Annotated in this window: 17 protein-coding genes and 1 pseudogene; 8 read left to right on the top strand and 10 right to left on the bottom strand. The window is 55.9% G+C overall.

Features of this window, described 5'->3' with window-relative positions:
- Positions 1–6 precede the first annotated feature (6 nt).
- Positions 7–1,389, bottom strand: a complete 1,383-nt coding sequence (locus tag PGS10_RS02230; protein ID WP_316422351.1) for an MFS transporter — start codon at positions 1,387–1,389, stop codon at positions 7–9.
- A 26-nt stretch (positions 1,390–1,415) separates the two neighbouring features.
- Positions 1,416–2,987, bottom strand: coding sequence for a sugar hydrolase (locus PGS10_RS02225; RefSeq protein ID WP_316422350.1), 1,572 nt, complete (start codon positions 2,985–2,987; stop codon positions 1,416–1,418).
- A 204-nt stretch (positions 2,988–3,191) separates the two neighbouring features.
- On the opposite strand from PGS10_RS02225, the gene PGS10_RS02220 reads away from it, so the two are divergent.
- The gene (locus PGS10_RS02220) at positions 3,192–4,022 is read left to right on the top strand and encodes a helix-turn-helix domain-containing protein (protein WP_045394088.1); all 831 of its coding nucleotides are present in this window, start codon (positions 3,192–3,194) and stop codon (positions 4,020–4,022) included.
- Positions 4,023–4,028: 6 nt separating this feature from the next.
- On the opposite strand, the gene PGS10_RS02215 is transcribed toward PGS10_RS02220, so the two are convergent.
- Complete coding sequence (locus PGS10_RS02215) at positions 4,029–4,613, bottom strand: flavin reductase family protein (protein WP_045394090.1); 585 nt, start codon at positions 4,611–4,613, stop codon at positions 4,029–4,031.
- Between the two features lie 173 nt (positions 4,614–4,786).
- Between PGS10_RS02215 and nhoA the strand changes: the two genes are divergently transcribed.
- Positions 4,787–5,632, top strand: a complete 846-nt coding sequence (gene nhoA, locus PGS10_RS02210; protein ID WP_045394092.1) for an N-hydroxyarylamine O-acetyltransferase — start codon at positions 4,787–4,789, stop codon at positions 5,630–5,632.
- Between the two features lie 352 nt (positions 5,633–5,984).
- Here nhoA and narI read toward each other — a convergent pair whose 3' ends face one another.
- The 6 genes from narI to PGS10_RS02180 form a co-directional block, all read right to left on the bottom strand.
- On the bottom strand, positions 5,985–6,665 hold the full coding sequence (gene narI / locus PGS10_RS02205; protein ID WP_045394095.1) for a respiratory nitrate reductase subunit gamma: 681 nt from the start codon (positions 6,663–6,665) through the stop codon (positions 5,985–5,987).
- Positions 6,662–7,357: a nitrate reductase molybdenum cofactor assembly chaperone gene (gene narW / locus PGS10_RS02200; protein ID WP_045394098.1), complete on the bottom strand. Its 696-nt coding sequence runs from the start codon at positions 7,355–7,357 to the stop codon at positions 6,662–6,664. The genes narI and narW overlap by 4 nt, the downstream gene beginning before the upstream one ends.
- Positions 7,357–8,901 (bottom strand): nitrate reductase subunit beta, encoded by a 1,545-nt coding sequence (gene narH, locus PGS10_RS02195; protein ID WP_047048682.1) that lies wholly within the window; start codon positions 8,899–8,901, stop codon positions 7,357–7,359. Before narH ends, narW begins: the two co-directional genes overlap by 1 nt.
- A complete protein-coding gene (locus PGS10_RS02190; protein ID WP_316422348.1) occupies positions 8,898–12,638 on the bottom strand; it encodes a nitrate reductase subunit alpha in 3,741 nt (1,246 codons plus the stop codon). Before PGS10_RS02190 ends, narH begins: the two co-directional genes overlap by 4 nt.
- A 113-nt stretch (positions 12,639–12,751) precedes the next feature.
- Positions 12,752–14,134, bottom strand: coding sequence for a NarK family nitrate/nitrite MFS transporter (locus tag PGS10_RS02185; protein WP_049060100.1), 1,383 nt, complete (start codon positions 14,132–14,134; stop codon positions 12,752–12,754).
- 180 nt (positions 14,135–14,314) lie between these two features.
- A complete protein-coding gene (locus PGS10_RS02180; protein WP_316422347.1) occupies positions 14,315–14,896 on the bottom strand; it encodes a TetR family transcriptional regulator in 582 nt (193 codons plus the stop codon).
- A gap of 121 nt (positions 14,897–15,017) precedes the next feature.
- Here PGS10_RS02180 and PGS10_RS02175 point away from each other — a divergent pair, with 121 nt between their 5' ends.
- Positions 15,018–16,508, top strand: a complete 1,491-nt coding sequence (locus PGS10_RS02175) for an MFS transporter (RefSeq protein WP_063415991.1) — start codon at positions 15,018–15,020, stop codon at positions 16,506–16,508.
- Between the two features lie 2 nt (positions 16,509–16,510).
- Here the strand turns inward: PGS10_RS02175 and PGS10_RS02170 are convergent, their stop codons facing one another.
- Complete coding sequence (locus PGS10_RS02170; RefSeq protein WP_047048665.1) at positions 16,511–17,308, bottom strand: IclR family transcriptional regulator domain-containing protein; 798 nt, start codon at positions 17,306–17,308, stop codon at positions 16,511–16,513.
- Positions 17,309–17,517: 209 nt separating this feature from the next.
- Between PGS10_RS02170 and PGS10_RS02165 the strand changes: the two are divergent.
- From PGS10_RS02165 to benB, 5 genes and pseudogenes are all read left to right on the top strand, one after another.
- Positions 17,518–18,680: pseudogene (locus PGS10_RS02165) on the top strand (muconate cycloisomerase family protein).
- Between the two features lie 12 nt (positions 18,681–18,692).
- Complete coding sequence (gene catC, locus PGS10_RS02160) at positions 18,693–18,983, top strand: muconolactone Delta-isomerase (RefSeq protein WP_015366454.1); 291 nt, start codon at positions 18,693–18,695, stop codon at positions 18,981–18,983.
- Positions 18,984–19,052: 69 nt separating this feature from the next.
- The gene (gene catA, locus PGS10_RS02155; protein ID WP_015705528.1) at positions 19,053–19,979 is read left to right on the top strand and encodes a catechol 1,2-dioxygenase; all 927 of its coding nucleotides are present in this window, start codon (positions 19,053–19,055) and stop codon (positions 19,977–19,979) included.
- A gap of 111 nt (positions 19,980–20,090) precedes the next feature.
- Positions 20,091–21,473 (top strand): Rieske 2Fe-2S domain-containing protein, encoded by a 1,383-nt coding sequence (locus PGS10_RS02150; RefSeq protein WP_045394118.1) that lies wholly within the window; start codon positions 20,091–20,093, stop codon positions 21,471–21,473.
- A complete protein-coding gene (benB, locus tag PGS10_RS02145; protein WP_015366457.1) occupies positions 21,473–21,958 on the top strand; it encodes a benzoate 1,2-dioxygenase small subunit in 486 nt (161 codons plus the stop codon). Before PGS10_RS02150 ends, benB begins: the two co-directional genes overlap by 1 nt.
- Positions 21,959–21,960 lie beyond the last annotated feature (2 nt).

Here is a 21,960-nt window from a genome sequence, read left to right as displayed (position 1 = left end):
GCGAACTTAAATCGCCTGACGTTCTCCGTCTGTTGAATGAATGTCGGACGTGGCATAGCGCCCGCCATCGAGGTCTGCGCGGATTTGCTCGTAATGATCGTCAAGCCGATAAAAACGACCCATCCACAACATCGAGGCAAAGATCAGTAGCGCCGGAATGTAGAGATAGCAGGACTTTATCGCCAGCATCGCCGTTTCACTTTGCGCCTGGTTGGCGATATAGCCGCCTGAAGTGAGCAGGGCGCCCGTAATCGCGCCAGCGCCAGCCATGGCCACTTTGCCAAGAAAACCATTGATTGAGGTCAGGATCCCAGCGGTATTCACTCCGGTTTTCCAGACGCCATAATCCACCGGATCCGCCTGCATTGAGAAGTAAATAGCCGTGCGTTGTCCGGCACCGAGCGAAAGGATCACCGCACCAGTAACCAAACCCCAACTATTTACCCCTGCCGCCATCATTACGATCATACCAATGAGATTGATAGCACTGGCAATCAGGTAGACATGGCGTTTTTTTAGCCGACTGGCCAGCAGTGGGACGGTCAATGTCCCCAGCAGAGGCACAAATGTCGAAATACCGGCGACGATTGCCGTCAGACTGCTATTGCCGACGTAGTAGTGGAAGAAGTAAACCAACGCGCCTGTCTGGAAGAAAAAGGCGCCCCACATCAGGAAAATGTTAATCGCGAAAACCCACCACGGACGGTTGGCGCGTAGGCTGAACCAGGCGCGTTTCAGAGTCATTTTTTCTTGAGTGATGGTGATTGTTTCTTTGACGTTGCGGAAACTGACCAGTAGAAAAAAAGTGGCAATCACGCCGAACATCACCGCGGTATAGAAAAACCCACGAGCCTGATCGCCCTGACCGAGAGTGCTGACAAGCGGCAGCGTGGTGACGGCGACAATGGTCGCCCCCAACGAGCCAAGTAAGATTCGTACTGCCGAGAGCGTAGTGCGCTCCTGGGAATCGTTTGTCAGAAACGGCAGCATCGCGCAAAACGGAATATTGACCAGTGTGTAAAGAAACGACAGACACAGATAGGTAATAAAGGCGTAAATCAATTTTCCGGTAGTGGAGAAGTCGGGGACGTAAAACGCGAGGATACATAGCAGGCCGAACGGTACGGCGCCAATCAGCAAATAGGGACGACAGCGGCCCCAACGGGTTGCGGTATTGTCTATTACCAGCCCCATCAGTACATCGGCCACGCCATCCACCAGACGTGTCACCAGAAACATCACGCCGACGTACCAGGCGGGTAAGTTCATTACATCGGTGTAGAAGAACATCAGGTACAGAGAGATAAGCTGCCACACCAAATTGCAGGAGAGATCTGCGATGCCGTAGCCCAGGCGTTGCCGCCAAAGAGTGAATGTATTGTTTGCCATAATGATATGCTCGTATTTAATTGTTATTAAAGATTATATTGGCGGATAAACCAGGCAGGGGTACAGCTCCACGCGTGACAATAGCTGTTAATCAGCTTGCTGCCGTAAGGTGAAAACTCAGGGTTGTCAGGATCAAAAACCTCCCAGAACGTATCCGCGCCGTAATCTATCATCGCGCCCCAGTAGGCTTTGATTTCGTTAATAGCTTCCGCGCGTAGCCCGCATTGCAGCAGAGCAGCAACAAAATGGTGACGCAGATAGGGCGTGTTGATGGCCACCGACGGCGGGGAGGAAAACAGATGACGCATGAGCGTTTCTCGTTGCGCACTATTGCCGACTTCGGCTAGCACCATCCAGATTTGTGATGCCCAGGAGACTTGACGTTGCGCGCCGCTAATGAAAAATCCTTGCGCTTCGTCCCACAAGCAGGACAGCGCAGCCGACTTTAGCTGCTGCAGATGCATCTGATAACCCGCTACTAACTCGGGCTGAAATTGTCCGGCGAGCAATACGGCGCGCTGCAGGCAGTAAATTAAGACGCCCTGGGCCGAAGTTTGCTTGTTTAGTGTCTCTTGCCAGTCGATAAATACCCACCAGTCGTCGCTATCGCGAACCAAATGCTGTTTATCGCAACGTTCAAGCGCCAACTCGATTTGCCGTCTGGCGGTGGGCCAGAGCTCTTGCGCGGTGGCTACGTCGCCGGTACTGCGTAGATAGTTGAACAGCGTATCAACAAAAAACAGCGAATAATCAAACAAAAAGGTGTCGTCGGCTATGACTTGTGGCTGAACGAAAATATTGGCGGAAACCATACCGTCTTGCCGGGTATGGCCAGCAAAAAGATACAAACAACGGCGAACCAGCGAGTGATTCGCGAACGTGACATCGTTAACCAGCGCCTGCAGGCGGAGATCGCCAAGCCACAGACGACGGTCGCGCTTGGGCCCATCTTCGAATACGTCTTGCATACAATTCTTCAGCGTCAGTACGGCTGTCTGGTCGATAAGCTGTAAACGTGGGTCTTGGGTAGTTGATGGGGGGCAGATACAGTGGGCCGAACTGACGGCATGGATGCGCAGTCGGGTGAAACACAGATTAAATTTTCTGGAAACCGCCTTGACCTCCACTTTGAGATAACGAAAGCAATAGCGTCGCGGGAGTCTGATTTCTCCAGGAAGTTCATCAATCCACAAATCCTGCTGTTGCAACCAGCTGCTGCTGAGCCAGCCCCGGTAATCATCAAATGATTCACAAACCTCGCTCAGCGTCTCGCCGAAGGTAAAATGAAGGTGCGCCGGGGCATCGGGAGGACTGCCGACGCTTAGACATGCCAGCTCAACATAGCCAACAAAGTGATTACCGAAGTCCACGATGACGCTGTCGCCACTGGTGAATTCACGCTGGTAAAATTGCTGTGGGGTGCAAAGCTCCACAGCCTGCCAGCCGAAGGGTGCGCTGGCATCGGCATGAGCGTCAATAATGGCCTGCGGTTCGCGGTATTCGCTGTGCAGTGCGGGTTTAAGCGACTCCGCGGTGCGTAAAAACTGCGGATGGCGGATCATCGCAACTTGGGCGTTGTATTGCATGGCTTGTGACATACTGCGTCCTCAAAGTTAGGGGACTCGCAGCATAAAATGACGATGTGAGTGGCAACCACTCTGGCAATGCCAACGCGATGGCCATGTTGGCAATGGCAGTGGGATGGGGCGGTTGGCGATCACAATTTGATAAATCTTACCGATAGTGGCTTGGGAAATGCATTATCGTGCTATCAGCTGCCTTGCCGTATTGGATATTAAGTGATGATGACGTTGACTATTGATTCTTATTTCAGCAATCCACTCGCTAAACTGGCTATTTACGCCAGCGATCCAGAGGATAATAACCGCGAACATGGTCATGAATTCGCGGAGTTAGTGATAGTTGAACAAGGGCATGGCCTCCACGTTATTAATGGCCGGCCTTTGTATATTCAACAAGGGGATGTTTTTTATGTTTCTCCTGGCGATACGCATTATTATGATGAGCTTGGGACGCTGAAGTTAATTAATCTATTAATTAATCCGCAGGTTGATTTTATCTATTTACGCGAACTTGCACCGTTATTGCAAAACTTTGCGGCCACCGACTCCTCGCGCTACGGTTGGTTATCGCAGGAGACCCGGCAACAGTGTAAGCTATTGATTGAAAAAATATGTAGTGCCGAATACCAACAAACTAAGAATAACGCCCTGCGTGAGGCCACCTTTTTTCAGCTAATTACGCTTATTCAACGAGCGGAAAGTGAAGTCGAATATAGCACCACTAAATACAAACTCCATAAGCTGCTCACCTGGTTACAGGAACATTGCTTTGAGGAACATAACTGGCCGCAACTTGCTGAACAATTTCACCTGACGTCGCGCACTGCTTTTCGTCATATTAAAGAGGCGACTGGATTAACGCCCGATAATTATGTCAAGCGCCTGCGCCTGGTATCCGCGCGAGTAAAACTGCGGGAAACGGAAATGACGATCACAGAAATCGCCTTTTTATGCGGTTTCGCCAATAGCAATCACTTCACGACGCTTTATAAAAAGGTCTTTGGCCTGACTCCCAGCGATGACCGCCGCCGTCAACACCAGGCGTCGTAGGAAACCTTATTTGTTTTCTGGCGTATTGGCCTGCACGTGACGTCCGCTGGCGACAAAATTACCGGTACCGAGATGGTGAATGGTATTGAGTTTATCATCGTCAAACTGCCAGCGGCCGCTGACGAAAACGCGTTCATCGGCCGCGGCGGCAACCACTTCGCCAAACAGCGTATCGTATTGTTCTTGTGCCGCGGTGGCGGGTAGCAGACGGCATTCCATCCACGCCAGGCATTTCTCTTCAATTAACGGTAACCCCAGTTCGGGACCCTGCACCGTCGGGATACCGTAAGCATTGAACTTATCTTCATCGCGCCCGCTTACGCTGCCTACCGCATAGACCCAACTGGCGGCGGCCACGCCTGGCACCACGATACCAAAGGCGCCGTTACGCTCAATGAGATCACGCGTCCAGGTGCTTTTATCCACCACAATAGCCACGCGAGGCGGGGCAAATTCAACTGGCATCGACCAGGCGGCGGACATCACGTTGCGCCGCCCTGACTGCGCGTCATAACTGGTGATCATAATGGTCGGGCCGTGGTTGAGCAGGCGACTGGCGTACTGAAGTTCGACGTGGCGAAAACGGCTCATAAGCGTTCCTTGGTGAGTGGCGAATGCCTGTAAGTAGTTTATTCACAATACAAAGGTAATCAATACGTCAACCGCGACCTAAATCAGAAATCATCTGGCGCGATCGCACAAAATACGCCGTCGCGGGGAAAAAATACGCTATAAATGTCGGACACCAAAAGCTGGAGGCGTTGATGACCCCATTTTTAAGCGCGTATTTTACTCGTCTGGCCTGGACGGGAACCCCCGATGTTTCCATTGACACCCTGCGGGAGTTGCATAGCCATCACAATAGCGCGATCCCGTTTGAGAATCTGGACGTTTTACTACCGCGTGAAATCCACCTTGACGATCGGGCGCTCGAGGAGAAGTTAATCACCGCCCGCCGCGGCGGTTACTGCTTTGAGCAGAACGGGCTGTTGCAGCGGGCGCTAAGTGAGATTGGTTTCTCGGTTCGCAGCCTGCTGGGGCGCGTGGTGTTGGCTAATCCGCCACAAATGCCGCCGCGTACCCATCGCTTATTGCTGGTGGAAGTGGAGGGCGAACGCTGGATCGCCGACGTCGGTTTCGGCGGCCAGACGCTGACCGCGCCGATTAAGCTGCTGGCGGATATTCCGCAGCATACGCCGCATGGTATTTATCGCCTGGTGCATGAAGGCGATGAGTGGACGCTGCAGTTTAATCATCATGAGCACTGGCAGTCGATGTACCATTTCGATCTGGGTCGACAGTATGCTTCTGATTATGTGATGGGTAACTTCTGGTCGGCGCACTGGCCGCAGTCCCACTTTCGTCACCATCTGCTGATGTGCCGTCATCTGCCTGACGGCGGGAAAATGACGCTCACCAATTTCCATTTTACCCACTGGGAGAACAACCACGTGGTGGAGAAGGTGGATCTTGCGGACGTGTCGGCGCTGTATGAAGCGCTGCAAACCCGATTCGGATTAGGTGTAGACGACCCAAAACACGGGTTCAGCGAAGCTGCGCTGGCAGCGGTAATGGCGGCGTTCGATACCCATCCGGAAGCCGGGAAGTAACGTTTATAACGGGACGAGGAAAGCGCATGGTCGCCGTAGGCCGGATTAGGCGTAGCCGCCATCCGGAATAAAGGCTGGAGCCGTGGCCGATGAATATGACCCCGGAGTCGGCGCAAGCGCCTCGTCCGGGCTACACCGCTACAACCGCATCAATGCTGACTGAAACTGCCGATGTTGGTGGCCTCAAAATCGCTGAGACGTTCCCGGCAGGCCGGGGCAGTCGTTGTAGGCCGGATAAGGCGTAGCCGCCATCCGGCATAAAGGCTGGAGCCAGGGCTGATAAATACCCGGAGTCGGCGTAGGCGCCTCGTCCGGGCTACCGGTAGGGATGAATGATAAAAGCCGCTGGCTTTCAGCGCCGGGAACGCACCACCTGGTAGCGGCGGGTGAAATACTCTATCGGCGCGCTCCAGACGTGAACCAGTCGGGTGAACGGGAAAATAAGGAAGATAGTCATCCCCAGCACCAGATGGACGCGATACACCCACGCGACACCATCCAAATGCGCCGATGCGCCGCCGTGGAAGGTGACTACCGCCTGCGCCCAATCTACCAGTTTCAACATTTCGCTGCCGTCCGGATGCTGGGCGGAGAACGGAATAGTCGTCAGCCCCAGCGCGCACTGAATCAGCAGAATGCACAGGATCAGGATATCCGCAGTGGTGGAGGTGGCGCGAATGCGCGGGTTGGTCAGACGACGCACCAGCAGGCCTATGCCGCCGACCAGGGTCAGCACGCCGCAGACGCCGCCCAGCACCATCGCCATCACCTGTTTCTGCGACATCGGCAGGAACCATGAATAGACCCAGTGCGGCGTCAGCATCCCGAAGAAGTGGCCGAAGAAGATGCCGAGGATGCCGATATGAAATAAGTTCGACCACAGCACCATGCCCCGTTTATCGAGCATCTGGCTGGATGACGCGCGCCAGGTATACTGACCGTAGTCATAGCGCAGCCAACTGCCCACCAGGAACACGGTGCCGCAGAGATAAGGGTAGATATCGTAAAAGAAGACGTTTAAGTACTGTATCATTTCGGGCCTCCGGCGCGGATGTCGACGTACTGCGGCGCCACATCCTGGCTAAAGCGTCGTTGATAAGCTTGCATTGGCGAGCTATCGCAAGCGGTTGCATTATCTTCAATAAACTTCACCTGTTCTTCTTCCCACACCGCATCCAGCGCCTGGCGCGTGTCGTCACGCTTCTCGCTCGCTACCTGCCTGGTGACACTGTCACTATTGAGTGGACTATCCGCCAGCGTGAGGAGGGCGTCAAAGAGTTGATAGTAATCGCATTCGCGCTGCTTTAAGCGTCCACCGAGCAATGCCAGAATGGGCGCGACGTTCTGCAGTCCTTCACGGGCATCGGCCAACGGGAGAGTGCTGAGATACTCAAGATATAAAGGCAGGTGGTCCGGGAGTTCGCGACAATCGATCTGCAGACCCGCCTGTTCATACTGGTTCATCAGATCGACCATCGCCTGGCCGCGGTCGCGCGATTCGGCGTGAACGTGTTCAAACAGCAGCAGCGAGGTGGCGCGACCGCGCTCAAACACCTCACACCATTCGGCCTGACGGTCGAGCAGCGGCGCCGCCAGTAATCGCGTAACAAACGGCGTCAGGGCGGGCGCATCGGCACTGACCAGCGCCAGCGCCTCCTCGCGGTTATCCCACAGCGCGTCGTCGGGATACTCCAGCAGTAAAGCGATGACTTTGAGAAGCCGCATTACTCTCCCTCCCCATGTCGACGAACGTCTCCCACATCAATCGCGTCGATGCGACGACTGTTGAACAGGTTGAATTTAGTATCAGAACCATGGCAACCATCGCCGAAGGTAAAACCGCAGCCGTTGCGTTCAGGGAAGGCGTCTTCCGCCAGTTCGCGGTGGCTGGTGGGGATCACGAAGCGGTCTTCGTAATTGGCGATCGCCAGGTAGCGATACATCTCTTCCACCTGCTCGACGCTGAGGCCCACTTCTTCAATCGCACGGGTATCGGTCACGCCTTCAACGGTTTGCGAACGTTTGTAATGGCGCATCGCCATCATGCGTTTTAACGCGCGCAGGACCGGGCCGGTATCGCCGGCGCTCAGCAGGTTCGCCAGATACTGTACCGGTATACGCAGGCTTTCGACCGCCGGCAGAATGTTGCCGTTGCTCGGCAGGCCGCCGGCGTCGGCGACGGACTGAATCGGCGACAGCGGCGGGACGTACCAGACCATCGGTAAGGTTCGGTATTCCGGGTGCAGCGGCAGCGCCAGCTTCCAGTCCATTGCCAGTTTATACACCGGTGATTGTTGCGCGGCTTCGATCACGTTATGCGGAATACCCTGCTTCAACGCCTCTTCGATGACCGCCGGGTCGTTAGGGTTGAGGAACACCTCGCACTGGCGCTCGTAGAGGTCGGTTTCATGTTCGGTACTGGCCGCCTCTTCGATGCGGTCCGCGTCGTACAGCAGCACGCCAAGGTAGCGGATGCGGCCGACGCAGGTTTCGGAGCACACCGTCGGTTGCCCGGACTCAATGCGCGGATAGCAGAAGATGCATTTTTCCGATTTGCCGCTCTTCCAGTTAAAGTAGATTTTTTTGTACGGACAACCGCTGATGCACATCCGCCAGCCGCGGCATTTATCCTGGTCGATCAGCACGATGCCGTCTTCTTCGCGCTTGTAGATAGCGCCGCTTGGGCAGGTAGCCACGCAGCTCGGATTAAGGCAATGTTCGCAAAGACGCGGCAGATACATCATGAAGGTGTTTTCAAACTGGCCGTACATCTCTTTTTGCATCGCTTCGAAGTTGCGGTCTTTGGCGCGTTTTTCAAACTCGCCGCCGAGCAGTTCCTCCCAGTTTGGCCCCCAGCTGATTTTATCCATCCGTTCGCCGCTAATCAGCGAACGCGGGCGGGCGGTAGGCAAGTATTTGCCTTCCGGCGCGTTGTGCAGGTGCTGATAATCGTAGGTAAAGGGTTCGTAATAATCGTCAATCTGCGGCAGCACCGGGTTGGCGAAAATCTTCGACAACACGCTGACGCGGTTGCCCAGACGGGGAGTGAGCTTGCCGCTGATACCGCGGATCCAGCCGCCTTGCCACTCGTCCTGATCTTCCCAGTTTTTGGGGTAACCGATACCGGGCTTGGTTTCCACGTTGTTGAACCACGCATATTCCATCCCTTCGCGGCTGCTCCAGACGTTTTTACAGGTGACGGAGCAGGTATGGCAGCCGATGCATTTATCCAGATTCAGCACCATTCCGACTTGTGAACGTATTTTCATTTTTTCGCCTCCTGTACCTGGTCGCGACCTTCGCCATCCAGCCAGTCAATGTTTTTCATTTTGCGGATCATAATGAACTCGTCGCGGTTGGAGCCGACGGTGCCGTAGTAGTTAAAGCCGTAAGCCAGTTGAGCGTAGCCGCCAATCATATGCGTGGGTTTTGGACAGACACGGGTGACGGAGTTGTGGATGCCGCCCCGACGACCGGTCACCTCCGAACCTGGGATATTCATAATGCGTTCCTGGGCGTGATACATCATGGTCATGCCCGGCGGCACGCGCTGGCTCACCACCGCACGCGCGGTGAGGGCGCCGTTGGCGTTGAAGGCTTCAATCCAGTCGTTATCTTCAATCCCCAGTTCTTTTGCGTCGGTTTCGCTTAGCCAGACGATGGGTCCGCCGCGCGACAACGTCAGCATCAGCAGGTTTTCGCTATAGGTCGAGTGGATACCCCATTTCTGATGCGGGGTCAGGAAGTTGAGCGCTTTTTCCGGGAAGCCGTTTGGCGGCACGTCCTTCATCTGGCTGACGCTGCGCGTATCGATAGGTGGGCGATAGGCCACCAGACTTTCGCCGAAGGCGCGCATCCAGGGATGATCCTGATAGAGCTGTTGCCGCCCGGAGAGGGTGCGCCACGGGATCAGTTCGTGAACGTTGGTATAACCGGCATTATAAGAGACATGTTCGCTTTCCAGACCAGACCACGTTGGGCTGGAGATGATCTTGCGCGGCTGCGCCTGAATATCGCGGAAGCGGATTTTCTCATCCTCTTTATTCAGCGCCAGATGGGTGTGGTCGCGGCCGGTAAATTCTCCCAGCGCTTGCCAGGCTTTCACCGCCACCTGGCCATTAGTTTCCGGCGCCAGGCTCAAGATGACTTCACTGGCGTCGATCGCGCTGTCGATGCGCGGGCGGCCTTTGGCCGGACCGTCGGGCTTGACGTAGTTGAGTTTACCGAGGAAGTCGACTTCGTTTTGCGTATTCCACGAAATGCCTTTACCGCCGTTGCCGAGCTTATCGAGTAACGGCCCCAGCGAGGTGAAGCGCTCCCAGGTGGCCGGGTAGTCACGTTCAACCAGCGCAATTGACGGCGCGGTTTTGCCTGGAATGAGATCGCATTCGCCCTTGCGCCAGTCGAGGACATCAAACGGCTGTGACAGCTCCGCCGGAGAGTCATGCTGCAGCGGCACCAGTACCACATCGGTCTCTTTATCAAGGTGGCCGACGCATACTTCAGAGAAACTTTTCGCAATGTCCTTGTAGATTTCCCAGTCGCTTTTCGCCTCCCATGCCGGGTCGACGGCGGCGGAAAGCGGGTGGATAAACGGGTGCATGTCCGAAGTGTTCATATCGTCTTTTTCGTACCAGGTGGCGGTCGGCAGGACGATATCTGAGAACAGGCAGGTACTGGACATGCGGAAATCGAGGGTCACCAGTAGATCGAGTTTGCCCTCAATCGCCGCGGTCTGCCACTCGACTTCCTCAGGCTTCACGTCAGCGGTGGCGCCAAACTCCTCGCCCTGAATACCGTTATCGGTACCGAGCAGGTACTTGAGCATGTACTCATGGCCTTTACCGGACGATCCCAGCAGGTTCGAACGCCAGATAAACAGGTTGCGCGGGTGGTTGTGGCCGCTATCCGGCTGCTCGGCGGCAAAGCGAATATCGCCTGCTTTTAACGACTGGACGGTGAACTCTGCGGGGGACAGCCCGGCAGCGTCGGCCTGCTGCTTGATGCTCAGCGGGTTAACGTTAAGCTGCGGCGCGGAAGGCAGCCAGCCCATGCGCTCGGAGCGAACGTTGAAGTCGATCATATGGCCGCTGAATTTGCTGGCGTCGGCCAGCGGTGAGAGCAGCTCCTGAGCGGTTAGTTTTTCGTAGCGCCACTGGCTGGCGTGGTTGTAGAAATAAGAGGTACTGTTCATCTGCCGCGGTGGACGAGTCCAGTCCAGCGCGAACGCCAGCGGCAGCCATCCGGTCTGCGGGCGTAGTTTCTCCTGGCCGACATAGTGCGACCAGCCGCCGCCGCTCTGACCGACGCAGCCGCAGAATACCAGCATGTTGATCATCCCGCGGTAGTTCATATCCATGTGGTACCAGTGGTTCACACCGGCGCCAAGGATAATCATCGAACGGCCATGGGTTTTATGCGCCGTATCGGCGAACTCGCGGGCGATTTGCTCGATATGGTGACGCGGCACGCCGGTGATCTGTTCGGCCCACGCCGGGGTATAGGCTTTCACATCCGCGAAGTCGCGCGCGGCATTGGCATCGTCAAGGCCGCGATCCAGACCGTAGTTCGCCAGCACCAGGTCATACACGCTCACTACCAGAGCGTTTTCTCCACTGGCTAACGGCAGCTGTTTCGCTGGCAGTTGATGAAGCGTTACCGGCTCCTGCTTCACGCTGCGAAAATGCGGGTTTTCATTGCCGCCGAAGTAGGGGAAGCCGACCGACACCACGCTATCGTGTATATCCAGCAGAGACAGTTTTAAGTCGACGTCACGGCCGTTAGCGCGCTGTTCGAGATTCCATTTGCCTTTTTCGCCCCAACGAAAGCCGATGGATCCGTTCGGCGCGACCAGTTCGCCGTCGGCGTTAAAGGCGACGGTTTTCCATTCCGGGTTATTACTTTCTCCCAGTCCGTTAAGCAGGTCAGCGGCGCGTAGCATACGGCCCGGCGCATAGCTGCCGTCGTCACGACGGTCGAGCATCACCAACATTGGCATATCGGTATAGGTACGGCAGTAGTTGAGAAAGTAATCGCTCGGATTATCGAGGTGGAAAGTTTTGAGGATCACGTGGCCCATCGCCATCGCCAGCGCGCTGTCGGTACCTTGCTTCGGCGCCAGCCACTGGTCGCAGAGCTTGGCGACTTCCGAATAGTCCGGAGTAATGGCGATGGTTTTGGTGCCCTTGTAGCGCACTTCGGTGAAGAAGTGGGCGTCCGGGGTTCGCGTCTGCGGGACGTTTGAACCCCAGGCAATAATGTAGCTGGAGTTGTACCAGTCAGCGGATTCCGGTACGTCGGTCTGTTCGCCCCAGGTCATCGGCGAGGCGGGCGGCAGATCGCAATACCAGTCATAGAAGCTCAGACAGGTGCCGCCGAGCAGCGATAAATAACGGGTGCCCGCGGCGTAGGAGACCATCGACATCGCCGGGATCGGCGAAAAGCCCGCGACGCGATCCGGACCGTAGTTTTTAATGGTCCAGACGTTGGCCGCGGCGATCAGTTGATTTAACTCTTTCCAACTGGAGCGTACAAAGCCGCCTTTACCGCGAATTTCTTTGTAGCTGCGGGTTTTCAGCGGGTCCTGCATGATGCTATCCCAGGCCTGTACCGGGTCGGGATGCTGTGTCAGGGCTTCGCGCCACAGCTCAATCAGCCGTTTACGCGCCAGCGGGTACTTCAGGCGGTTGGCGCTGTAGAGATACCAGGAGTAGCTGGCGCCGCGCGGGCAGCCGCGCGGTTCGTGGTTTGGCAGGTCCGGTCGGGTGCGCGGATAATCGGTTTGCTGGGTTTCCCAGGTGACCAGGCCGTTTTTGACATAAATTTTCCAGCTACAGGAGCCGGTACAGTTCACACCGTGCGTGGAGCGGACAATTTTGTCGAATTGCCAGCGTTGCCGGTAGCTATCTTCCCAGTCACGGTTGTTGTCGTAGACCTGACCGTGGCCGTTGGCAAAGGTCTCGCGTTTCTGCTTAAAGTAGCGAAAGCGATCCAGTAATTTACTCATGACATTTCTCCTGCTCCGATGATGTCCGGCATCGTGCCACCCGGCCGGATGAGCGAACGAACTCGTAGGCCGGATAAGGCGTAAGCCGCCATCCGGCAGATAAATCGTTATGGTTAGGCGGGTTTACGGCGGCCATAGACCAGCCAGGTCACCAGCACGCAAACCACATAGAAGACAAAAAAGACTTTCATCGCGCCCACCGGCGAGCCGGTCATGGCCAGAGAGGTCCCGAAGGCTTTTGGAATAAAGAAACCGCCAATAGCGCCGATTGCGGCGATAAAACCGAGCGCGGCGGCGGTATCGGTCACCGCTTCGTGCTGGGCCTGTTCGTCGCTGCCGCCGCGCTTTTTCACGCTATCAATGGTAAGCTGGCGGAAGATCACGGCGATCATCTGGAAGGTGGAGCCGCTGCCAAGCCCGGCGGTTAAGAACAGGCCCATAAACACCACGTAGAAGGCGAAGAAGCTTCCGGAACCGGATCCCGGCAGGGTGAGGAAAAGCAGGCCGGTAAAGACCGCCATCAGAATGAAGTTAACCAGCGTCACCCGTACGCCGCCCAGACGGTCGGAAATGATACCGCCGAAGGAGCGCGCCAGCGCGCCGATAAACGGGCCGAAGAAGGCCAGTTTCAGGATATCGACATCCGGAAACTGGGTTTTCGCCAGCATCGCGAAGCCGGCGGAAAAGCCGATAAACGAGCCGAAGGTCGCCAGATACAGCAGGCTTAACAGCCACATATGCGGACGCTTCAATACCGGTAACTGATCGCGAATCGAGGCTTTGGAACTGGCAATATCGTTCATGCCGAACCAAGCGAAAACGGTGGCGATGACCAGTAACGGCACCCACAGCAGCGGTGAGTTGCCAAGCCACAGCATGGCGCCGCCTGGTTGCTCAACGCCGCGGACGCCCAGGAAGGTAAAAATCGGCAGAAAGATAAAAATGGGAGAGACCAGTTGCATCACGCTGACCCCGAGATTGCCGAGACCGCCGTTGATGCCTAATGCGCTGCCTTGTTTGGCTTTGGGGAAGAAGAAACTGATGTTGCCCATGCTTGAGGCAAAATTGGCGCCGGCAAAACCACACAGCAATGAAATAGCGATAAATACCCAGTACGGAGTAGTTGGATTTTGTACTGCCAACCCCAGCCATAAACAGGGAATCACCAGAATAACCGTGCTAATAACCGTCCAGTAGCGCCCACCCATTATAGGTACCATAAAGGAGTAGGGGACGCGTAATATTGCGCCGGAAAGTGAAGGTAGCGCCGTTAATAAAAAAAGCTGGTCGGTTGTGAAATTAAAACCAACTTTATTGAGATTGACCGCGACCGCGCTAAATAACATCCAGACGCAGAAGGCGAGTAACAGACAAAATACGGAAATCCATAAGTTCCTGCGTGCGATGGCTTTTCCTTTATTTTCCCAGAAGGCTTCATTTTCTGGTCGCCAATCTTTTAAAAGATAATGATTCTTTTTATCACCTTCTATCGACATAACACCCTCACTAAAGCGTACGAGATCAAAAGGATAAATAAAAAAACAGCTGAAGTTGTGCAGGCTGGAATTAAGGCTCAGCTGTTTTTAATAATTGTATTGTTTGAGAATAGATAAGAATCGAGACGTGAAAGAATTCACGCCGGCAATGAAGGGTGGTCAATTGTTACTAAATGTAACTTAAGCCTGAGGGAGTTCCAGCGCGATATAATGTTTTAAGTAACGTGTAAATGCGGCATCGTCAATGGCTTGCATCCCCAACGCGTAAATGCCATCCAGCCCGCAAACCAGGGCAATCAGACGCCAGGCGATATTTTCTGCCGTATCCTGCGGCTGAAATTCACCGGCTTCGGCGCCGCGGTTAATCGCCGTGACCGTTTCATCATGCCACATGCTCATGGTCAGCAGATACGCGGCCTTAATTTCCTCATCGCTATCGGACAAAATCTGCGCTTCCCGCCACAGGCGTATATAGGGCTCGAGACGGCCATCTTCGCTGCCGAGTAATGAAAACAGGCGTTCGCTCCAGGAGGCGTCATCGGTCAGCAGCTGAATATCGAGCATTTCGCGGATCAAGCGGATAAAGGCCTGCGCTTTTAGCTCGCCGGTCGAGGCAAAATGATGATGTAACTGACCTGCGGCGACGCCGGCTTCGCTGGCTATCTGGCGCACGGTCATGGCGCTGAAGCCGCCATTTAGCGCCACTCGCATGGCGGCCTGCATGATAACTTCCCGACGCGCTTCCCGATTTAAATAGTGCATAGCGACCCGTGATAAAGAGGTGATGGGATGATGGTAACAAAAAGTTGGACAGACGTTCAACAATCCGGCAGGATCGCAATCCTGGACGCGTGTCCAATTTGGAAAATTGAGGAAAAGTAGTATGTCTCGGCAATGGTTAACGCTGATGGCGATTTTGCTGGTTTATATCCCGGTAGCAATTGACGCAACGGTGCTGCATGTGGCCGCCCCGACGCTCAGCGTCGCGCTTGGCACCAGCGGCAACGAGCTACTGTGGATCATTGATATCTATTCGTTGGTGATGGCCGGTATGGTGCTGCCGATGGGCGCATTGGGCGATAAAATCGGCTTTAAGCGCTTATTGCTGCTCGGTAGCGCAATTTTTGGTATCGCTTCGCTGTGCGCCGCGCTGTCGCCGTCGGCGATAACGCTGATTATTTCCCGCGCGCTGCTGGCGGTTGGCGCGGCAATGATTGTGCCGGCGACGCTTGCCGGGATCCGCGGCACTTTCGCCGAAGCCAGCCAGCGTAACATGGCGCTGGGATTATGGGCCGCGGTGGGATCCGGCGGCGCGGCATTTGGCCCGCTGGTGGGCGGCATGCTGCTGGAACACTTCTACTGGGGATCGGTGTTCCTGATCAACGTGCCAATCGTGCTGCTGGTCATTGCCATCAACGCTAAGGTTGTGCCCCGTCAGCCCGCCCGCCGCGAGCAACCGCTGAATCTGCCGCAGGCGCTGATCCTGATTGCGGCCATTCTGATGCTGGTGTTTAGCGCTAAGTCGGCGCTAAAGGGGCAGCTGGCGCTGTGGCTAATCGCGCTGGTGGCTATCGGCGGGGCGGCCATGTTGACCTGGTTTGTCCGCAAACAGCTGTCGATGCCGACGCCGATGGTGGATATGCGTCTCTTCACCCACCGCATTATTTTAAGCGGGGTGATGATGGCGATGACCGCGCTCATTACGCTGGTTGGTTTTGAATTGCTGATGGCGCAGGAGCTACAGTTCGTGCATCAGAAAACGCCGTTTGAAGCCGGGTTGTTCATGCTGCCGGTGATGGTCGCCAGCGGCTTTAGCGGGCCGATTGCCGGAATGCTGGTATCGAAACTAGGGCTGCGGCAGGTGGCGACCGGCGGTATGTTGCTGAGCGCTTTAAGCTTTTTGGGACTGTCGATGACCGACTTCAGCACGCAACAGTGGCAGGCGTGGGGGTTAATGACGCTGCTGGGCTTTAGCGCCGCCAGCGCGCTGCTGGCGTCAACGTCGGCGATCATGGCGGCAGCGCCGAAAGAGAAGGCGTCGGCGGCAGGCGCCATTGAAACCATGGCCTATGAATTGGGCGCGGGGCTCGGTATTGCGCTGTTCGGCCTGATTCTGACCCGTAGCTACAGTTCGGCGATTGAACTGCCTGCCGGGATTGGCGGTGAGGCAGCGGTACAGGCCTCATCGTCCATCGGCGAGGCGATGAAGGTGGCGCAATCGCTCCCCGCGATACCGTCAGATTCACTAATCGCGGCGGCGAAAACCGCGTTCATCAGCGCCCATAGCATTTCCCTGGCGACGGCTGGCGTTCTGCTGTTGTTACTGGCGCTGGGGATCTGGCGCGGGCTGGCCAATACGCCGGCGCCACGGTAATGTCATAGCTGAAGAGAAAGCTCCATCGCCGCACGGCGCAGCGGCGCCAGGGCTTTCTCCTTCAGCGCCGCGGCGCTCATCGAAGAGGCGGGGACGCCAACGTTGAGCGCTGCCACCACCTGGCCGCTACGCGACAGCAGCGGTACCGCAAGCGAGCATAATCCAACTTCAATTTGCCTGTCCGCCAGCGCATAGCCCTGCATGCGAACTTTGGCGATTTCCGCGCGCAGTGCCGCGGGATCGCACAGGGTATACGGGGTGTAGCGCATCAGATGTGCGCGTGACAGCGTCACTTCTAGTTGGTCTTCGGGCAACGCGCTCAGCAATACCCGTCCCATTGAGGTTGTCCATGCCGGGAGGCGGCTGCCGCGGCCCAGATCGACGCTGAGCAAGTTATTGACCGCCGCGCGGGCGATATACAGTACGTTGTCGCCATCAAGCGTGGCGGCGGAGCAGCTTTCACCTAACGTCTTACCAAGATTGTCCAGCGCCGTTTGCGCCACCTTCGCCAGCGGGGTTCCTGCCAGATAGGCGTGGCCCACTGCCAGCACGCGCGGCAGCAGTTCATAGCTGCGGCCGTCCGGGCTATGCACCATCCCCAGCGCCGCCAGGGTATACAGGCAGCGGCGCACCGCCGCGCGAGAAATTTGCGTTTTTTGACTTAACTGCGAAATGGTCAGCCGCTGGCGCTGGGGAGTAAAAGCATTGAGCACCTCCAGCCCGCGGGCGAGTGACAGCATAAAATTGGGGTCGTGCTCGGCCTGCCTGGCGCTCAGCGTAGTGTGGGTATTGTCGCTCATTGCATCTTTCTCCGTTGCAACGTAAAGCTCACGGGGAATCACTATACCGCGCGCAAACCAGGGTGCGGCGAATTGTGCCTGTTTTACCACCTCGATCACATTATTAACCGCAATTTAACAAGCGTGCCGATAATCGCACAACATTTCGATTATCGCCGTTGACCATCCGCCAGGCTGGACCCTATTGTCAAAGCACAGACATCCCCGTTATGGATGTGGGTACAAAAAGTTATGCATCTTTCAGGAACAAAAAATGACTGCGACCGTAGAACGCATTGAGAGCTGGTTAGTGGATGTACCGACTATCCGGCCACATAAATTATCGATGACCACCATGGGCTGCCAGACGCTGGTCATCGTGCGCATTACCCGTTCCGATGGCGTATGCGGTATCGGTGAAGCGACGACCATCGGCGGGCTGAGCTACGGCGTCGAGAGCCCGGAGGCTATCTCATCGGCCTTGACCCACTATCTGACGCCGCTGCTGAAAGGGCAGCCGGCGGATAACCTGAATGCGCTGACGGCGCGTATGAATAGCGCCATTAGAGGCAATACTTTCGCAAAATCTGCCATTGAAACCGCACTCCTTGATGCCCAGGGCAAAGCTTTAGGGCTACCGGTATCGGCACTGCTCGGCGGCGCGCTGCAAACGTCGTTGCCGGTGCTGTGGACGTTAGCCAGCGGCGATACCGCGAAAGATATTGCCGAAGGGGAAAAGCTGTTAGCCGAGCGCCGTCATCAGGCATTCAAGCTGAAAATTGGCGCACGGGAATTAGCCACCGATCTCCGCCATACCCGCGCCATTGTGGAAGCCTTAGGCGATCGCGCCAGCATTCGCGTTGACGTTAATCAGGCCTGGGACGCCGCGACCGGCGCGAAGGGCTGTCGCGAGCTGGCGGCGATGGGGGTCGATCTCATCGAACAGCCGGTGAGCGCGCAGGACAATGCAGCGCTGGTGCGCCTGAGCCAGCAAATCGAAACCGCGATCCTGGCGGATGAAGCGGTCGCGACCGCTTACGATGGTTACCAACTGGCGCAGCAGGGCTTTACCGGCGCTTACGCGCTGAAAATCGCCAAGGCGGGCGGGCCGAATAGCGTGCTGGCGCTGGCCCGCGTCGCGCAGGCGGCGGGGATTGGCCTGTATGGCGGCACGATGCTGGAAGGGACCGTGGGGACCGTTGCTTCTCTGCATGCCTGGTCGACATTGCCGCTGCAGTGGGGAACCGAGATGTTCGGCCCGCTGCTACTCAAAGACGATATCGTCAGCGTACCGCTGACCTTTGCCGACGGTCAGGTGGCGTTGCCGCAAACGCCAGGACTCGGGGTGGAGCTGGATGAAGACAAGCTGCGCTTCTATTCCCGTAAAGCATAACAGGAGAAAATAATGCTATTTAAAGTTGATATGACCGTTAATATTCCGATCGGGTTTCCTGCCGCCGAAGCGGATGAAATTAAACAACGCGAAAAAGCCTATTCGCAACAATTACAACGTGAAGGCAAGTGGCGACATATTTGGCGCGTCGCCGGTCTTTACGCCAATGTCAGCATTTTCGATGTAAAAGATGCCGAAGAGTTGCATCAAATTTTAATGGGATTGCCGTTATATCCATTTATGGATATTCGCGTAGAGGCGCTGTGCCGTCATCCCTCGTCTATTCGTGAAGACGATAGCTAATAATAATAAAACATGACCTCATGCCGGGGGCACCCGGCAAATATCCTACAACGATAAGAGAGAATAATTATGAGTAATGCTTTCGTACAACAAGAAGCCGTGCAGAAATTATTACGTGAAGGCGCGGGTTTAAATGTTCCAGGCGGTAACGAACGTTTTAAAGCCATTGTCCACCGTTTGCTGGAGAATATCTGCACGCTGATCGATGACTATAACGTCACAGAAGAAGAGTTCTGGCACGCGGTGAACTATTTGCACGAGCTGGGTGGGCGCCAGGAGGCGGCGCTGCTGGCGGCGGGGCTGGGTCTTGAGCACTTCCTCGACCTGCGTCAGGACGCTATCGACGCGGCAGCGCATCGTGAAACCGGCACCCCTCGCACCATCGAAGGGCCGCTGTATGTGGCCAATGCGCCACTGGCCGACCGCCATGCCCGCATGGATGATGGCACCGACGCCGGCGAAGTGATGTGGCTGCACGGCCAGGTTAAAGATAGCCAGGGCCAGCCGATCGCTAACGCCATCGTTGATATCTGGCACGCCAATACCCTGGGTAATTACTCGTTCTTCGATCAGAGCCAGAGCGACTACAACCTGCGTCGTCGTATTCGCACCGGCGCCGATGGACGCTATAGCGTGCGCAGCATCATGCCATCCGGCTACGGCTGCCCGCCGGATGGTCCAACCCAGAAGTTGCTGGATCAGTTAGGCCGCCACGGCAACCGTCCGGCGCACATTCACTTCTTCGTCTCCGCGCCGGGGCATAAACATCTGACCAGCCAGATCAACCTCAGCGGCGACAAATACCTGTGGGATGATTTTGCCTTTGCCACCCGCGATGGACTGATTGCCGACCCGGTGAAAGTGAGCGACCGCGAGACGATTGCACAGCGTGAACTGGACGGCGAGCACACCGAAGTGCGCTTTGATTTCACCCTCTGTAAAGCGCTGAGCCCCGACGAAGAGCACCGCGGCACCCGTCTGCGCGCCAAAGAGTAATCTGCTTTAGCGGCCCCGGCCACGCTGATGGCCCGGGCCGCGCTCTACACCCGATAATCACCATATTTGCCAAATATCTTTAATCCTGAATCCTGCAGGAGGAGTTAACTCATGCAAAAAACGCTATCAGCGCTTAAAGACAAAATTAACAACGCGTTAATTGTCGATCGTGAAAATCATATTTACCGTTGCCATCGCTCTATATTTACCGATCAGCAGTTATTTGATTTTGAAATGAAACATATCTTCGAAGGTAATTGGGTGTTTCTCGCCCACGAAAGCCAGATTGCCGAGCCGGGAGATTATTATACCCTGACGCTGGGACGGCAGCCGGTTATTATTACTCGCGATAAAAAGAATGAATTGCATGCATTAATTAATAGCTGCGCCCACCGCGGCGCCATGTTATGTCGACGCAAAACCGGGAATAAAAATTCGTTTACCTGTCCGTTCCACGGTTGGACCTTCAGCAATAACGGCAAATTATTAAAAGCCAAAGATGAGAGCACCGGCGCTTATCCTGACACCTTCAAACATGAAGGGTCTCACGATCTGCAAAAATTGCCGCGTTTTCAGTCTTACCGCGGTTTCTTATTCGGTAGCCTCAATGCGGACGTGCAGCCGCTGGAGGAGTATCTCGGCGAAACCCGCAAAATCATCGATCTGATCGTCGATCAGGCGCCGGAAGGACTGGAAGTGCTGAAGGGCTCGTCGAGCTACGTTTACGAAGGCAACTGGAAGCTGGGCGCGGAGAACGGCGCCGATGGTTATCACGTCAGCGTGGTGCACTGGAATTACGCCTCAACCATGTCACGCCGCAACTATGAAGCGGAAGGGACGCATGCGGTTGACGCCAACGGCTGGTCAAAGAGCGTCGGCGGCGGCTACGGATTTGACAACGGCCACATGTTGCTGTGGACCCGCGCGTTGAACCCGGAAGTGCGCCCGGTCTATGCCCACCGCGACCGTCTGCAGGCGGAGTTCGGTGAACTGCGCGCCGACCAGATGGTCAATGAAACCCGCAACCTGTGCCTGTATCCCAACGTCTACCTGATGGATCAGTTTTCTACCCAGATCCGCGTAATTCGCCCGATTGCGGTCGATAAAACCGAAGTCACCATCTGGTGTTTTGCGCCGAAAGGGGAATCAGACCAGGCCCGGGCGTTACGCATCCGCCAGTACGAAGATTTCTTTAACGTCAGCGGAATGGGGACGCCGGACGATCTGGAAGAGTTCAGCGCCTGCCAGCGCGGCTATCTTGGCGAAAATCTGGCATGGAGCGACCTCAGCCGCGGCGCGCTACGTTGGGTCGACGGCCCGGATGAACACGCCAGGCACGCGGGTTTTACGCCACGGCTAAGCGGGGTGAAATCGGAAGATGAGGCGCTGTATATCGCCCATCATCACCACTGGCAAACGGTCATGCTGGCGGCGCTGGAACAGGAACAGCAGCGCTACAACCAGTCCATTACCCAGCGCGTGGAGGTGGCCTGATGCTGAATCTCGAACAAGTTCGTCAGTTTCTCTATTACGAAGCCCGCCTGTTGGATGACCGTCAGTGGGATGAGTGGCTGAGTTGTTACAGCCCGCAGGTGGTCTACTGGATGCCGGCATGGGGCGACGATGACCAGCTGACGCGCGACCCGCAAAAAGAGATTTCACTTATCTACTACCCCAACCGTGAAGGACTGGAGGATCGTGTCTATCGCATTAAAACCGAACGTTCCGGCGCCAGCACGCCGGAGCCGCGTACCACGCACATTATCAGCAATGTCGAGCTGATGGGCGAGAGCGATGAGGGGCTTGCGGTGCGCTACAACTGGGTCACCTGGAGCCATCGCTATCAACACACGGATGCCTATTTCGGCTCTACCTGCTGCACGCTAATTGAGCAGGACGGCAGGCCGCAGATCGTTCGTAAAACGGTACGCCTGAATAACGACTATATCCGTCAGGTTATCGATGTTTACCACATTTAAGA

Source organism: Klebsiella sp. 141153 (genome assembly GCF_032601995.1).
Classification (GTDB): domain Bacteria; phylum Pseudomonadota; class Gammaproteobacteria; order Enterobacterales; family Enterobacteriaceae; genus Klebsiella; species Klebsiella aerogenes.
The sequence above is the reverse complement of the archived record's forward strand: the minus strand, read 5'-3'. Positions and strand labels throughout refer to the sequence as shown.